General features: G+C 35.5%; 14 protein-coding genes. 8 read left to right on the top strand and 6 right to left on the bottom strand.

The window, feature by feature from the left end; translation table 11 throughout:
* Positions 1-55 precede the first annotated feature (55 nt).
* The 3 genes from BUA98_RS07755 to BUA98_RS07745 are packed head-to-tail and all read left to right on the top strand — an operon-like array spanning position 56 to position 1,814.
* Entirely contained in the window at positions 56-421 is a 366-nt protein-coding gene (locus tag BUA98_RS07755) for a response regulator (protein WP_026985399.1), read from the top strand.
* A gap of 8 nt (positions 422-429) precedes the next feature.
* The gene (locus tag BUA98_RS07750) at positions 430-1,239 is read left to right on the top strand and encodes a CheR family methyltransferase (RefSeq protein ID WP_072971034.1); all 810 of its coding nucleotides are present in this window, start codon (positions 430-432) and stop codon (positions 1,237-1,239) included.
* A complete protein-coding gene (locus tag BUA98_RS07745) occupies positions 1,221-1,814 on the top strand; it encodes a chemotaxis protein CheB (protein ID WP_072971033.1) in 594 nt (197 codons plus the stop codon). The genes BUA98_RS07750 and BUA98_RS07745 overlap by 19 nt, the downstream gene beginning before the upstream one ends.
* Here the strand turns inward: BUA98_RS07745 and BUA98_RS07740 are convergent.
* Positions 1,811-2,584: a porin family protein gene (locus BUA98_RS07740; protein WP_072971032.1), complete on the bottom strand. Its 774-nt coding sequence runs from the start codon at positions 2,582-2,584 to the stop codon at positions 1,811-1,813. The genes BUA98_RS07745 and BUA98_RS07740 overlap by 4 nt on opposite strands.
* 12 nt (positions 2,585-2,596) lie before the next feature.
* Positions 2,597-3,718, bottom strand: coding sequence for a hypothetical protein (locus BUA98_RS07735; protein WP_072971031.1), 1,122 nt, complete (start codon positions 3,716-3,718; stop codon positions 2,597-2,599).
* A 318-nt stretch (positions 3,719-4,036) separates the two neighbouring features.
* Here BUA98_RS07735 and BUA98_RS07730 point away from each other — a divergent pair, with 318 nt between their 5' ends.
* From BUA98_RS07730 to BUA98_RS07710, 5 genes are all read left to right on the top strand, one after another.
* Positions 4,037-4,360: a DUF6660 family protein gene (locus BUA98_RS07730; RefSeq protein WP_244279181.1), complete on the top strand. Its 324-nt coding sequence runs from the start codon at positions 4,037-4,039 to the stop codon at positions 4,358-4,360.
* A 93-nt stretch (positions 4,361-4,453) separates the two neighbouring features.
* Positions 4,454-7,579, top strand: coding sequence for an efflux RND transporter permease subunit (locus tag BUA98_RS07725; protein ID WP_072971030.1), 3,126 nt, complete (start codon positions 4,454-4,456; stop codon positions 7,577-7,579).
* Positions 7,580-7,663: 84 nt separating this feature from the next.
* The gene (locus tag BUA98_RS07720) at positions 7,664-8,929 is read left to right on the top strand and encodes a TolC family protein (protein ID WP_072971029.1); all 1,266 of its coding nucleotides are present in this window, start codon (positions 7,664-7,666) and stop codon (positions 8,927-8,929) included.
* Between the two features lie 2 nt (positions 8,930-8,931).
* Positions 8,932-10,179: an efflux RND transporter periplasmic adaptor subunit gene (locus tag BUA98_RS07715; protein ID WP_072971028.1), complete on the top strand. Its 1,248-nt coding sequence runs from the start codon at positions 8,932-8,934 to the stop codon at positions 10,177-10,179.
* Between the two features lie 364 nt (positions 10,180-10,543).
* A complete protein-coding gene (locus BUA98_RS07710; protein ID WP_086065203.1) occupies positions 10,544-12,544 on the top strand; it encodes a heavy metal translocating P-type ATPase in 2,001 nt (666 codons plus the stop codon).
* 68 nt (positions 12,545-12,612) lie between these two features.
* Here BUA98_RS07710 and BUA98_RS07705 read toward each other — a convergent pair whose 3' ends face one another.
* From BUA98_RS07705 to BUA98_RS07690, 4 genes are all read right to left on the bottom strand, one after another.
* A complete protein-coding gene (locus BUA98_RS07705; RefSeq protein ID WP_072971027.1) occupies positions 12,613-13,011 on the bottom strand; it encodes a tautomerase family protein in 399 nt (132 codons plus the stop codon).
* Between the two features lie 61 nt (positions 13,012-13,072).
* The gene (locus BUA98_RS07700) at positions 13,073-13,723 is read right to left on the bottom strand and encodes a VOC family protein (RefSeq protein ID WP_072971026.1); all 651 of its coding nucleotides are present in this window, start codon (positions 13,721-13,723) and stop codon (positions 13,073-13,075) included.
* 222 nt (positions 13,724-13,945) lie between these two features.
* Positions 13,946-15,298 (bottom strand): DUF3526 domain-containing protein, encoded by a 1,353-nt coding sequence (locus BUA98_RS07695; protein ID WP_072971025.1) that lies wholly within the window; start codon positions 15,296-15,298, stop codon positions 13,946-13,948.
* A gap of 1 nt (position 15,299) precedes the next feature.
* Positions 15,300-16,751, bottom strand: coding sequence for an ABC transporter permease (locus BUA98_RS07690; protein WP_072971024.1), 1,452 nt, complete (start codon positions 16,749-16,751; stop codon positions 15,300-15,302).
* Position 16,752: the final 1 nt, after the last annotated feature.

The raw sequence follows: 16,752 nt of genomic DNA, 5'->3' as shown, positions 1-16,752 counted from the left end.
AATTAGTGTAATTCGTGGCAAAAAAATTAAGAAACCAAATTAAAAGCAGGCGAATATGAATAAAAAAAGACTCTTAATTATTGATGATGATCCCAGAAATATTTTTGCTTTAGAAAACACTTTACGTGCAAAATCATTCGATTGTTTGTCTTGTTTAAGTGCTGAGGAAGCTTTAAAAATATTAGCATCTGAAGAAATAATTGACGCCGTTTTAATCGATATGATGATGCCGGAAATGGATGGTTATGAAGCGATTCCATTGATAAAAGCGATTCCTTCAAGAAGATTGACTTTTGTTGTATCTGTAACGGCACAGGCGATGGTGGGTGATAAAGAAAAATGTTTGGAGGCTGGGGCAGATGCTTATATATCGAAACCAGTTGATGTAGATAAATTACTTCAGGTCCTGAAGGAAATATGAAATGAATTATGATTGAAGATATTGAGTTAGAAACACTTATAAATGATGTTTACGAATATTATGGTTTTGATTTTGGAAGTTATTCGAGAGCTTCTTTGAAAAGACGTGTGAACAGACTTTTTCATTTAGATGGATTTACCCATTTTCATGAGTTTCTGTCCAGAGTTCGATATGATCCGGAATATTACAAAAGAATGGTGGACGAAATCACGGTAAATGTAACCGAGATGTTTCGCGATCCTTCTTTTTACAGAGTTTTAAGAAATGAAATTTTACCATTACTCGGAACCAAACCTTTTATCAGATTATGGCATGCAGGCTGCTCTACAGGCGAAGAAGTCTATTCAATGGCTATTATGCTTAAAGAAGCTGGTTTACTTCATAAATCGCTTATTTATGCAACAGACATTAATGCCTCGGTTTTGGAAACAGCCAAAAAAGGAATTTTTCCGCTTCGAATGATGAAAGAATATTCAGAAAACTATCGTGATGCAGGGGGACAGGAAGATTTTTCAAATTATTATATTGCCAATTATGGTATTGCAAAATTTAATGAAGAACTTGCTGAAAAGATGGTTTATTCACAGCATAATTTAGTATCAGATACATCCTTTAATGAATTTGACCTGATTTTATGCCGCAACGTTTTAATTTATTTTGACAACGATCTTCAAAAGAGAGTGATTAATTTATTTGATGAAAGTCTGGCTGTTTTGGGATTTCTTGCTTTAGGAACAAAAGAAACCATAAAGTATTCGATTTCTCCAACGAAATACAAACAGTTTGAAAAAGAGAAAATATGGAGAAAAGTGAAGTAATAACAGGCTGTAAAGTGGTAATTATTGGTGGATCTGCAGGAAGTTTAAATGCGCTGATGCAAATTTTGCCTGAAATACCCAAAATAAAGGATTTTGCAATGGTTATCGTCTTACATCGAAAAAGTACTGACGATCAGACACTGGAAGATTTAATTAGTTTAAAATCGAATGTACCACTAAAAACTGTAGAAGATAAAACGCCATTGGTTCCGGGTTTTGTTTACGTGGCACCTTCAAATTATCATTTATTATTTGAAAAAAACGATTTCCTTGCATTGGATACCTCTGAGAAAATAAATTTTAGCAGACCAAGTATTGATGTTTCCTTTGAATCTGCTGCTGAAATTTACGGTGAATCTTTAGTAGGTATTTTATTGTCTGGTTCAAATACCGACGGAACTGCAGGATTACAGGCAATTCAGGCGCATGGAGGAACTCTTGTCGTTCAAAATCCATTGGCGGCAGAAATGCCTTTTATGCCCAATAATGCGATTTTATATACAGAACCTCATTTTGTTTTGCACAATCATGAAATCTTAAAATTGATTATTTCTATTAATAGCCCGAATGATTAATTTCCAGGTTTTGGTGCCTCTTCTTCAGGCAGAATAACACGGTTTAATTCGGCTTCTTTTTCCGCTTTTTTTCTGGCTGCTTTTCCGCGACCTATTGGCAAACCTGCTGTTACATACAAAGATCTGTTGTATTGTACAGGTCCATCTCCCTTCATTACAGGAACCAATCCGTAATAATATTGAACCGTCATATTCAACCCGTTTCCGATATTCATATGATAACCGGCACCAAGTGCAATTCCAGCATCAATAACATGTATTTGATCTCTAATGTTGTGCTTGTATTCTACATCATCGCCATTATAATCTTTATGAAATTTATCAAAAGCTTTGGCTAATAATCCGAGCTGGGGACCTGTTTTTAGATAAATATTATTTTTGAACTGATATTTAATCAAAATCGGAACATTGAAATAACGTATTTCACGATCCACTTTTCCACCAGCAAAAGTATTATCCAGATTGGTGTCGCCTAAAGAATAAACCGGCAAACCGTGCGCCCCCATGGGGGATTTTACGATAACGCCGGTATTGATCATCCAGGCAGGATTTTTTTTAGATCTTATATCAAAATAAAACCCAAGATTAAACCCTACTTCAGTACCAGAGGTTTCCATATTTGAGATCGTCGAGAAATTGACACCGCCATCCAAACCAAATTCTAAAAAAGGTGAATTCAATTTGTCTCCAAAAAGCAAGGAAATTAAAACTTGTGATTGTGCTGATGTTATACAAAAGAAAGCGATAAGTAATAATAAACCTTTTTTCATACGATTAATGGATTAAAGTCCAAAACGATACTGAAGACTACCTAATGCTTGTGTACGACTGCCTAAGAAACCAACTTCAGCGCGAAACATTACGTGTTTACTGAATTGATATTGTGATCCAATAATAAAATTCCACATGTCCTTAGGTCTTTTTTGCAGCGAATACTGAACAGATGAATCCGAGGCAGTACTCAAAGCTCCATCTAATGTGCTTAAAAATGTTCCGGCTCTTTCAAGCGCACGATTTGCAGTATTGTGTTTGGTAACATTCACGGGATTTTTTTGCTCAGCCGGCGTAAGACCATCCCACCAGTTATCTACTTTTGTTTGATTTTCAGAAACTTTTGCAAGACCGCTATCTACTTTTACCTGGGCACTAGATAAATCGATAAAATCAGACAGAGGCAAATCGCCATTAGTATCACCATTTATATGGACTCTAAAAGCACCAACCCAAACGGCAACATTTGTTTCGGGTTTAGGTAATTTAAAGGTTTTACCTAAACGTGGTCCAAAAATATAAGAGAAAGCAGGTTTGTCCAGCGAACTGATATCGGTCCAGGCCATGTTCATGTCAAGAGCCAGCCAGCCTCCGCCAATACCAATTGTTGGGGTCATACCTATACCCACGGTGGTCGCATCAAAATTAGCTTTGGTGCTAAAATTGGCAATTTCCGACCAATTATTGTCTGCATCCGGAACATAAACTCCGGCATTAATTTTAGTGGATGTATTGGCTTTTCCGAAAATTCCATAAATGTTTAAGAAAGGAAGCAGCCAAATATCAGGTCTGATGGTTAAAGCACCTGCTTCTACCGTAGATTTATCAAAACGTATGATTTCATCTAAATTGTATAGGGGACCATGATTAAAACCAACTTCCAGATTACTAATTACGATTTCAGATTCCTGCCAGAAATAATTTACCGAAACTCCCGCAGAATAAGGTAATTTATACCCTTTTTGGGCAACTTTTTCTCCCCAGATTGGTAGTGCGTAGGGGTATTTTTCTGTTTTAAGACTATCTTTAAGTTGCTCATTTTTTTTACCAACTATTTTGTCAGTATAAACCTGACCAAAAATTTGCATGCTAAAGAATAATAGAGAGGCTGATATTAGTGTATTACATTTCATTGATTGGAGTGTTATAAAATTAATTAATAGAACTGCGAAAAATAAATAGGTAACTAATGTATTCTTTGGGAAAATGTATGCTTATACTCTGTATTGTAATCGAATAGGCTTTTATGTTTTAAAATTTGATTTGGGTCAAAATGTTAATTATTGTTAAAGTTAAATAAATTTTCTTACCATTTGCAATCTTTTTTAAGAAAGTATAATTTCCGGATAAAAATATAATTCCTACAATAACCAAAAAGAAAGATGGCTTTTATAAACATCATTTCCAAAAGTTTAGATTTTTTATAACAGAATAAATAGTAAATTTACCGTATGAAATGGATAGCAATACTATTATCAATTTATTTGATAGCGCTTTCAAATATGCCTTGTGCAGATATGGAAGTGAATAGTGCTATGCATAAAACTGCTCAGTTTTCGTCTGAAACCAATCATTCACATGATAAAGACAATGATTTATGTTCCCCATTTTGCGCCTGTAATTGCTGTGGAGCCCAGATTTTAAGCTATCAGCTTTCTGAAAATTTTGAGTTTCCTGTAGCTTTTACTATTATTTCAAAAGCTTTACCCAATTATAATTCTGTTTTTGCTTCCAATTTCTACGGAAGTATTTGGCAGCCTCCTCAAATAGCATAATGATGCCCGGCTAGGTCGGGTTAGAGACTTGTGGACTTTTCACAAAATGAATAGACAAACTTTGTCTAATTTCTCACGTCATTATATATTCAAATGTTAGATAAAATTATACAGTTTAGTATAAGGAATAAGTTCTTTATACTGCTATTTACCCTTGTATTAATTGCCTGGGGAAGTTATTCGCTTAAAAATTTGCCTTTAGATGCTTTGCCTGATGTTACCAATAATCAGGTGCAAATCATTACAACAGCTCCGACTTTGGCCAGTCAGGAAGTAGAACAATTAATCACTTATCCTCTCGAGCAGGCTGTAAAAACAGTTCCCAATATTATAGAACTCCGAAGTATTTCGCGCTTTGGATTGTCAGTTGTAACTGTGGTGTTTGAAGATGATGTTGATATTTATTGGGCGAGAGAGCAAATATTTCAACGCTTAAAGCAAGCCGAAGAAAACATTCCTGCTTATGCCGGTTCACCAGAATTAGCACCCATTAGCACTGGTTTAGGTGAAATTTACCAATACGATGTTTATGCCAAAAAAGGTTATGAAAATAAATACGATGCAGTAAAATTAAGAACTATTCAGGATTGGATCATTATTCCGCAATTACAAGGTATTAAAGGGGTCGCCGATGTTAGTGCATGGGGAGGCAAACTAAAACAGTACGAAATTGCCGTAAATCCAAATACGCTTAATAGTCTTGGAGTTACCATTACTGAAATATTCGATGCTTTAGAAAAAAACAATCAAAATACAGGAGGAGCTTATATTGAAAAAGATCAATATGCCTATTTTATTCGGGGTGTCGGAATGGCGAAAGGTGTAAAAGACCTTGGAAATGTTGTGGTAAAAAACCGCAATGGTTCACCCGTTTTAGTGCGTGATGTTGCTGAAGTTCGCGAAGGAGTTGCATTGCGTTACGGCGCTTCCACCAAAGACGGAAAAGGAGAAATCGTTTCAGGTTTGGTTTTAATGTTGAAGGGAGAAAATTCCAGCGCAGTTGTCAACCGAATTCATGAACGAATGATTCAGATTAACAAAAGCTTACCGGAAGGCGTTGTTGCCGAAGCTTTTATTGACAGAGGAAAATTAGTTGACAATGCGATTGGGACAGTAACAAAAAACCTTTTGGAAGGGGCGTTAATCGTCATTTTTGTCCTGATATTGTTTCTTGGTAATTTACGTGCCGGCTTAATTGTAGCTTCTGTTATTCCGCTAGCCATGCTTTTTGCTGTGATTTTGATGAATGCCTTTGGCGTAAGTGGTAATTTAATGAGTCTGGGGGCAATTGACTTCGGAATTATAGTCGACGGAGCCGTTATTATTGTAGAAGCAACGATGCATCATCTGCAGAAACTTAAAAGAAAAAAGGATTTAACGCAAAGCGAAATGGACATTGAAGTCTACAACTCGGCTTCAAAAATTAGAAATAGTGCCGCTTTTGGAGAAATTATTATTCTGATTGTATATCTTCCAATTCTGGCTTTAATAGGAACAGAAGGTAAAATGTTTAAACCAATGGCAATGACTGTTGGGTTCGCCGTAATTGGTGCCTTTGTGCTTTCGTTGACATACGTTCCAATGATGAGCGCGTTATTCCTTTCAAAAAACACAGAGCACAAAGCCAATTTCAGTGATCGAATGATGGTTTGGCTGGAAAATTTATACCGACCATTTTTAGAGAAAGCACTACAGTTTAAAAAGATAGTTCTGGCAATATCAGTGGCTTTGTTTGCCGTTGCGTTACTGATTTTTAATAGTATGGGAGGAGAATTTATTCCGACAATTGAAGAAGGCGATTTGGCTATAAACGTATCTATTATGACCGGAAGTTCGCTTACGCAGATGGTAGAAACAACGACAAAATTAGAGAAGATTCTCAAGGATAAGTTTCCGGAAATCAAAACGATAGTTTCCAAAATAGGAAGTGGAGAAATCCCAACTGATCCGATGCCAATTGAAAGCGGTGATTTAATTATTGTTTTGAAAGACAAAAAAGAATGGAAAGGCAAGTACGATAATTGGGAAGATCTGGCTAATGCGATGAAAGAAGAAATGGAAGTGATTCCGGGCTCTAATATTGAAATTTCACAGCCTATCCAGATGCGTTTTAACGAATTAATGACGGGAAGCCGAAGTGATATTGCGATCAAAATTTTTGGAGACGATTTAGAGATTTTAGATGCAAAAGCAGCGGAATTAATCTTAAAAATTAAAAACATAGAAGGAATCGGAGACTTAAAAGCCGATAAAGTAACCGGTTTACCACAGATTACCATCAAATACGATTACAATAAAATCGCTTTATATGGATTGAATATTTCAGATATCAACCAAATTATTCGTTCGTCGTTTGCCGGAGAAAGTGCCGGAAAAATCTACGAAGAAAGCAAAAGATTTGATGTGGTCGTGAGAATGAATCAGGACAATCGCGCTGATATTACCGATGTCAGTAATTTGTTTATTCCGCTGCCTAACGGACAACAGGTTCCGCTTTCTCAGGTTGCTTCAGTTGATTATGAACAAGGTCCGGTTCAGGTAACACGTGAAGATGGAAAACGCCGAATTACCGTTGGATTAAATGTCCGCGGACGCGATATTAAAAGTGTTGTGGAAGAAATTCAGGAGCGATTGGTACGAGATTTTAATCTTCCTTCTGGATATTACGTAACCTATGGCGGTCAATTTGAGAATTTGGTCAAAGCTACAAATCGATTAATGGTTGCATTGCCTATTGCCTTGGGATTAATATTGATTTTACTGTATCTGACTTTCAATAGTTTCAAACAAGCCGGACTAATTTTTACCGCCATTCCGTTATCAGCTATTGGTGGTGTTTTTGCCCTTTGGATGCGCGGCATGCCGTTTAGTATTTCTGCCGGAATTGGTTTTATTGCTTTATTCGGAATTGCAGTTCTAAACGGAATCGTGCTGATTTCGTATTTCAATCAATTAAAAACAGAAGGAATACTCGATCCGCTGCAAAGAGTTTTAATCGGAACCAAAACCAGATTACGTCCGGTTTTAATGACAGCTGCGGTGGCTTCGTTAGGATTCTTACCAATGGCATTATCCACAAGCGGAGGGGCAGAAGTACAGAAACCTTTGGCAACGGTGGTTATTGGAGGTTTAGTTTCAGCGACATTATTGACACTAATCGTTCTGCCGATTCTGTATTTATTATTGGAACGTGGATTTAACCGCAAAAAGGATAATTAGATAATGAGAAAATATGATAATTAGATAATTACAACTTTGTGAAAAAAATCTAATTGACTAAATTCTCTAATTGAAAAGTAAAAAATGAAAAACTCAATATATAAATTCAAGAAAATAACCTTTGTGAGCTTTGTGAAAACTCCTTTGCGAACTTTGTGGTTAAATTCGCTGTGGTTAATTGCACTCTTATTAACAAGCACAATATCATCGGCGCAAGCCAAAATATCGTTAGAAAAAGCAATAGAACTGGCCAAATCAAACAACATTGACTTAAAAATTGCCGATAAAGAAATCGAGAAACAAACCGTCCTAAAAAAGACCGCATTTCAGGCAGATCCGCTCCAGGTACAATATCAGGGCGGACAATTCAACAGTGTCGATTTTGATCACAACGTCTCAATTCAGCAATATTTTCCAATCGGAAATATTACAAAAGCGAATCGACAATTGCAGGAAGAATTGGTAAAACTGGCCGAAAAACGAAAAGCGTTGTCTTCTTATGAAATTGAAAAAGCCGTTAACTTGGCCTATTATCAATATTTATATGGCGTTTCAATTCAGCAATTAAACTCGGAATTAAATGAGATTTATACCAAGTTCCTCAAGAATGCCGAATTGCGTTTTCAAACCGGAGAAAGCGGTAATATCGAAGTAATCAGTGCTAAAGCGAAAGTAAAAGAAATTGAAACGCAGAAAGCGCAATTAGAATACGATTTGGCGATTTATCAAAAGCAATTGCAGTTTTTTGTTCAGACAGATGAAAACATCATTCCGGATGAAAAAACAGTTTTGAAATACGCTACTATAAAAGAAGAAGGAAATTCGAAAGCAGAAGGTTTATTGACTGATTATTACCAACAGCAAATTTCGGTTTATCAAAAGGAAACCAATACATATAAAGCGATGCGAACGCCTAAATTAGGATTAGGCTATTTTGCCCAAAGTATCAACACTGATTGGTTATTTCAGGGTTTTACCGCAGGTTTACAGATTCCGTTGTTTGGCGGAGTAAATTCGGCGAAAGCCAAAGCTTCAGAGATCAGTATTTCGCAGTCGCAATTGGCTTTGGATAAAAGCAAATTAACGTTGAATCTGCAACAGCAGGAATTGCAGAATAACTTTGCAAAACAGCAAAAAGCACTAGATTATTATCAGAATGAAGGTTTGCAGTATGCCGATCAGATTATCAGTACGGCGCAAAAAAGTTATGCCAATGGCGACATGAGTTATTGGTCATATATCAGCTTTTTAAATCAGGCGATTGATATCAAAAAACAATATGCCGAGGCGACTCATAATTACAATCAAAGCGCCATAGAACTTCAATTTCCAACTATCAAAAATAATTAAAAATGAAAAATATACTAAATAGCTTAACCGCAAAGAACGCTAGGGAGTTTACGCAAAGGTCGCAAAGTGTAATTTCCTTGCGTGCTTTGCGTATTTTTCTCTTTGCGCTCTTTGCGGTTAATGTAAGTTGCAATGAGAAAAAAACAGAAGAAACACACGAAGAAGAAAAATCACAGACAGAAGTCGCTTTAACTGCTTCTCAATACAAAACAATCGGTATCGAAACCGGTTTTGTAGAAAACAGAAACCTCAATAAAGTCATAAAAGCCAATGGCTATACAACTGTTCCTCCTCAAAATTCTGCTGAAGTTTCGACTTTAATTGGTGGAACCGTGAAGGATATTTTTGTTTTGGAAGGGACTTTTGTCAATAAAGGAAAAGTTTTGGCTACGATTCAAAATTTAGAAGTGATTGAAATGCAGGAAGACTATCATTCGGCTACAGCCAATATTGAATTTTTGCAATTGGAATACAACCGCCAGAAAACATTGAGTGATGAAAATGTAAATCCGAGGAAAACGTTTCAGGAAGTAAAAGCAAAATTGGCGGCAGAAAGAGCTAGGGCACAAGCCGCAAAAAATAAATTAGAAGCTTTGCACGTCAGCACAAAAGGAAGCACTTCATTAGTACCTATTGTTGCTCCAATAAGCGGTTATGTTGGTAAAATAAGCATTGCAAAAGGTGCTTATGCCCAAACCGGAGTTTCGTTGTTTGAAGTGGTTGACAATACCCAAATGCATTTGGATCTGAATGTTTATGAGAAAGACTTAGGTTCTATTTCGGTGGGGCAGGTAATTGATTTTGTATTGACGAATCAATCTAATAAATCAATCAAAGGAAAGATATTCGGAATAAATAAATCGTTTTCAAACGAAAGTAAAACGGTTGCCGTTCACGCTAAAATTGAATCGGCTGATGCCAAAGGACTAATTCCGGGAATGTATGTTTCTGCGAATATTAACATCACCAATGCGACTGTTCCTGCCTTGCCAAAAGACGCTGTTGTTCGAAATGCCGATAAATATTTTGTTTTTGTTGAAGAAGAGCAACATCAGGAGAAATCAGAGAATAAAGAAAACCACGAGAAAGAAATTCATTTTAAAGCCATAGAAGTAATTCCGGGAACGACAGATTTAGGTTTTACAGAAGTGAAGTTTGTAGATGAAATTGCTCCGAATGCTAAAATCGTTACGAAAGGCGCTTTTTATTTGCTTTCTGCGATGAAAGGCGGGGGAGAACACGAACATTGATTTTTTTGCCACTAAGGCGCTAAGGCACGAAGCATTTTAAGCTGCGTGGAATAAACAAAGAATTAAAATGTGTTTTCACGCAGATTCTGCAGATTATAGCAGATTATAACAGATTTATTTTTGAGATAGTGAAATAATAATCTGCGTTTATCTGCTTAAATCTTTTTAAAATCTGCGTGAAAAACTTTGCGCCTCTGCGCCTCTGCGCAATTAAAAAAAAATATTAAGCAAAAACAATTGCCTTAAAAGATGTAACTTTAGAAAGTGTTTCAATTGGCACACGGATAACGCGAATTTATACGTATTTATATCCAATCCAATTGTCAACCTGAAACCAAGAAAACTTCAAACTTGAAACCCATTTATGGAACATACAGAAGAAAAAATAATTAAAAAGAAAAAGAACCAATCCGGATGCTGTTCAGCGCATGAAGAGCATAAGCATACTGAAAATGAAGGTCACGATCATGATCATGACCACGATCACGATCACGGCAGCTCTGGAAATATGTTTCAAATGTTTTTGCCAGCGATAATTTCATTTGTTTTATTACTAATCGGAATTGGGTTTGACAACTATTTTCCGCAAAGTTGGTTTTCCGGTTATGTTAGAATTGGCTGGTATATTGTCGCTTATTTGCCGGTTGGACTTCCGGTTTTGAAAGAAGCTTACGAAAGCATTACGAAAGGCGATGTGTTTTCAGAGTTTTTCCTGATGTGTATTGCCACAATCGGTGCTTTTGCCATTGGAGAATATCCTGAAGGTGTTGCGGTTATGTTGTTTTATACCATTGGAGAAAATTTTCAGGGCTTGGCAGTAAGCAGGGCAAAATCGAATATTAAAAGTTTGTTGGATCAGCGTCCGGACGAAGTCAATATTATAGAAAATAATGTGACAACAAAAATCAAAGCGGCAGATGTTAAAATCGGAGCTATCATTCAGCTTAAAGCAGGAGAAAAATTAGGTTTAGATGGCGAATTAATGTCTGATACCGCTTCGTTTAATACAGCAGCCCTTACGGGGGAAAGCAAACCAGCAACTAAGAAAAAAGGAGAAACTGTCTTGGCCGGAATGATTAACGGCAATACCATTGCGCAGGTAAAAGTTACCACCGATTATAAAGACAGTAAATTATCCAGAATCCTTGAAATGGTTCAGAATGCGACAACTAAAAAAGCACCTGCAGAATTGTTTATCCGAAAATTTGCTAAAATCTATACGCCAATTGTGGTGTATCTGGCGATTGCGATTTGTTTGCTGCCAATGCTTTTTGTTGATAATTATGTTTTTAGTCAATGGTTATACAGAGCTTTGGTCTTCTTAGTTATTTCTTGCCCGTGTGCGTTAGTTATCAGTATTCCGCTAGGTTATTTTGGTGGAATTGGAGCAGCTAGTAAAAACGGAATCCTCTTTAAAGGGAGTAATTTTTTGGACAGTATTTCGACAATCCAGAATGTGGTAATGGATAAAACGGGTACCATGACTGAAGGTGTTTTCAAAGTTCAGGAAGTTATTATATATCATGATGTCAATAAAGGAGAAATACTGAAAATGGTTAATGCTTTAGAAAGTCAAAGCACACATCCGGTAGCGACGGCGATTCACAATTACGTTGGTGAAATTGATACTTCAATTGAATTGAAAAACGTAGAAGAGATTTCAGGTCATGGTTTAAAAGCCGAAATTAACGGAAAAGAGTTGCATGTAGGAAATTTCAAATTAATGGATAAATTCGGTATTAACTATGATTTAGATCCGAATGAAGTAGTTTACACGACAATTGCTATTGCTTACGATAAAAAGTTTGCCGGTTATTTAACCATCGCAGATGAAATTAAGGAAGACGCTCAGGAAACGGTAAGTAAATTAAAAGCATTAGGGGTTCAAGTAACGATGCTGAGCGGCGATAAAACTAATGTTGTACAATTTGTAGCGCGTAAACTTGGAATTGCTAATGCTTTTGGAGATTTGCTTCCGGAAGATAAAGTCAATAAACTCAACGAAATTAAAGCTAAAAATCAAACCGTAGCTTTTGTTGGTGACGGCGTAAATGATGCTCCGGTTATTGCCTTAAGCACGGTCGGAATTGCCATGGGCGGTTTAGGAAGCGATGCCACCATTGAAACTGCAGATATTGTTATTCAGGATGATAAACCAAGTAAAATCCCGATGGCCATCAACATCGGTAAACAAACCAAAAAGATTGTCTGGCAAAATATTACTTTGGCTTTTGTTGTAAAAGCTTTTGTACTGATTTTAGGTGCGGGCGGACTCGCAACCATGTGGGAAGCTGTTTTTGCTGATGTTGGAGTAGCGCTGTTGGCGATATTGAATGCGGTGAGAATTCAGAAGATGAAGTTTTAATAAAACTTCATAACAAATAAAACTAAAGCCCAATTCAGATTTATGAATTGGGCTTTTCTATTTATAAATTATTTCTTCAAATGTTTAGGTTCCTGAATTTCTCCATTACCAAAAGACCAATTTTCGAGACCATTATTTTCCAACAAAACAATAATGACATTATTGATCAAGATTTCTGTAGAAGATGAAATCTTGGTCGCAATTTGATGATACAATTTCTTCTTCTGTTCCAATGTTCTTCCTTGTCCGGCAATGATTTGAACGTAAATTATTTCTTCAGAATGTGAAATTCCGAGATAATTTTCCGGATATTTTATTTGATGATTTTCTAATTCTTCTATAACATGAAAATAATCATCCTTTGGAATGTAAAATTCTTCTATTAAAGATTGATGAATAGATTCTGAAATATTGTTTTTTGTTTCTAATGAAAGTTTCTTCGGAAGACTTATTCGGACAAATGGCATTTTTTAAATTTAAATTTCTGTAAAAATAAGGAATACGAAATATTGAAAGTAAGAAAGTGGATTAAAAATCTAATTCAATTTTAGTGCCTTTATTTTCAATTATTATTTCTGTTTTATTGCTTTTAGAAGGCATTTGGGTTGGATACCAATTACGGTTGGGTTTTACGATAATCAGCAAACCTTCATCATCTCCAATTGCAGCAAAAGTTTCACTGTTAAAATTTTTTTCAAAAAACTTCAAATCATAACTTTCGATTAATTGCTCTCCTAATTCCATTGGGTTTTCATCAACAATACCAATTTCGCTAATGCTTAATATGGATTTAGAACTGAATTCCTTTATTTGAAAATTATCTAAATCATGTCTGGCAATAAATTCCAGTAAATTACCATTGTTATCATGAAAATAAACGGCATTTGAATTCCAGGTTTCAAAGTTGGCAATAATGCGTTTGTCCTGAATGGTTATCAGATTGACTTTGTTCTCGCACCATTTAATGGCCTCTTCCAATTTATTTTCGGGAATATTAAAAGCAAAATGATAAGTAGAATCAAATTCAGGATTTTCGATAAATTTTAAAACAGAATTTCCAGCCTTAATAGTGAGGGAATCAGACTTTTTTTCGAGGATTTTAAGGCCAAGAATATCACTATAAAATGTCTCAGTTTCTCGAATATTGTTGGTTTGAATTTGAATTTGCTGGAGTTTCATATAGGTGTTTTTTTAAAAGAGCAGGTTTCTTTTCCTTTAAAACAAATTTAAAAAATGATAATTTAAATTTTGTGAATGACCTATTTTAAACTTCAATACAGGGATAGTAAATTATTATGAAGATGTACCAAAGAAACATGAACTGGCATCGCTATCTTTCAAGAAAGCCTATTTCAAATTAATGAAATAGGCTTCGTATTAAATGTTTATGAACTGAAAAACTTAGAATGTTTGTCTTTTTCTATTGAAATTTAGCCAGCCAAAACCCATTAAAATTAAATTGAACAGAAGCAAAGGAAGGAACGCTTTTGCAAAATCTAATTTTGAGTTATCATTAAAAGTTTCAATCTTAAATTTCTTCCATTTTTCCTGATTTACGGGAGTATTATCGAATATTTTAGGATAAAAATACAACCTCATTTTTTCATGAAATTGCTTGGTTTCCTTCAAAAATAAAAGCTGATTTTCTAAGTCAGATTTGGCAATTTCATTCAGTTGTATTTGAGTATGAAGCGTTGGAACAAACTGGGCTATAAGTTTGCTGGCTTGATTACGCTGTTTTAGTTTTGATTCTAATTCTCTGGATTGTATTGCCGATTCATCGTCGCCCATTTGCTGCATCGCATAATACCAAAGCCAGCTGAATTCGGTGTTTGGTAAAGGATAGTGTTTAAATTGTGGATAATGCTTGTAGAATTTGTCAAGTGTAATTTGTTTATCCATATCCCATTTTTGATGATAGGCGTTTCGCTGTTTTAAAGTTAATTCTAAAGCCTCCGGAACAGGATATTTATTGACAATGTAAGAGTTAATGACAGCAGGTAATATGATGATCATAAACAGCCAGATAGTCAATAAAATTACAGCATTAAAGTTTGAATTTTTCTGAAGTGATACAATAAAGAAATTGACCGAAAACCAAAAAAGAATATATAAAATACCGAGTCCGTAAAAGGTGAGTAAGGGCTGATCTAACGGAATATTCAGAAAAAACGCCGCAATTATAAGTACAATGGTAAGCACCGCAATTAAGCTTAAAATTCGGATGTAAAACAATTTCAGAATATAGAAATTTATATTAGAACTCTGTGTGGCAACAATTTTCCACGTACCGCTTTCTTTTTCTTCGGAAATGATATTATACGAAAAAGCGATAATCAAAAGCGGAAAAAGATAAATAAGCACAAATCCAAAATCGAGATTTCCAGCCAACAGATTATTTGGATTATTTAACTCCGAATCGTATTTCTGCGCTTCTAAACCACGAATCGTCACACTTTGTATCGACGGATTTACGTCACGTTGACCGATGGCCAGACTGTTTATGGGTAATGTTTTATTGACCAGAGAAAATTTTATGTAATACAGCAAAAGTCCCATTTCGTCTTTATGAAAAGCCGCATTTCTTGCAATATGTTCTTTTTGATATAGGGCAGTTTCTACTATATTTTGCTGTTGTTTTTGCTGAAATTGACGACCAATTAAAAGGCTTATGAAACCGATGAGCAGTAAAAAAAGCAAACCAATTTTGGTTCCTTTCGAACGGATGAAATTTTTAAATAGTAATACTAACATATTAAATGGCTTTTAGGTTTTTAGCTGCGATTTTGATGAAGACAAAAAGCAGGATAATCCACATAATTAGGGATATAATAGAAAGGATTTCGGTTTTTAAAACGGTCAGAATTCCTTTTGGCTCATAATGAAAAGAATCAATATCCGCCCAATGGTCTTTGTCAATAGTCAGTGGTTTATCTGTTGCTGCCGGCTTTTTATTACTGATGTATTTGATTTGTAACGCATTCATTTTTTGCGCCATATTATAACGGTAATTTTCGGCTTGTTTTTGAAAATCGATATACGAATCATAATCGGTGTTGGATAATCCCATGGATAAATTTTTCATGGCGATATAAGGGTTTAGGAACGAAACGGCTTTCGAAAAACTATTTTGCCTTTCATAAATTTGAAGTAAATCTTCCAGGTGCTGATTGTAAATTTTTGAACTGATTTTTTCCCCTTCGGTCATAATAAAACCGGAATAATTAAATGGAAGTTTCTGCACCGAATCTACTTTGTAAGCGCGCAATAAGGAATCTTTGATTGCTTTATAATGCGGATCATTTGGATTATGGCTGTCGCCTTGTTTCAGAATATCTTTCTCAATATTGCTGTTAAATTGCACTTTCGAAGGTGCCTCAAATATGTAAGCGCCAACGGCCTGTGTGGTTCTCGGCAAAATAATAGTAAAGAGCAGCCAAATTCCAATTAAGGAAATCAGTGCTTTTTTTGATGTTTTGCTTAAAGCAGAAATCAGAACGGCAATGACGCAGAAAAACAATAGATAAATAAAATGGAAGAGTATAAACAATAGCATTTTTATAGTTTCATCCGTTGAAAGGGTAAAGTTTTGAAGGAGCATCCAAACAAAAATAAGTACTAAAACTGCCGGTATAAAAAGCATCATAATAACGCTCGCAACTCCCAATATTTTTCCAAATAAAAGCTGTTTCCAACTGATTCCCTGGCTTAAAAGAAGTTTGAGTGTTCCGTTTTCTCTTTCGGCTGCGACCGAATTAAATCCAAGGAAAAAAATCAACAATGGCAATAAAACCTGAAAAACCATTGCAATACTAATTTCTCCAAAACGCATAATACTGTTGGAGAATCCGGCTTCAGAGAAATTGGCTGTATTTTGTTTGTGAGCTTCCAGAAATATGGCATTCCCGAAAAAAGGCTCCATTCCAAATTCAAAAACACTTAAAGAGGTGCTTTTGCGAAAGGCAAAATTTCCATAATGTGCCATGCGATGGGGGTTTTTATCCGGATTGTTCAACCAGTCTTCCCGCGACTGATGCTGGTATTTTTCACTGGTTTCGTTTTGGCTGTTGTAGTTTTCCCAACCCGATATCGCAGCAAAAAATAACAGAGCACCAATAAATAATGAGATTATAAATACGGCCGAATTTTTAAAAACCGTATTCCTTAAATGTTTTGCTATTAAAAGTTCTATATGTATGGATTTCATG

The organism is Flavobacterium saccharophilum, assembly GCF_900142735.1.
Lineage (GTDB): Bacteria > Bacteroidota > Bacteroidia > Flavobacteriales > Flavobacteriaceae > Flavobacterium > Flavobacterium saccharophilum.
The sequence above is the reverse complement of the archived record's forward strand: the minus strand, read 5'-3'. Positions and strand labels throughout refer to the sequence as shown.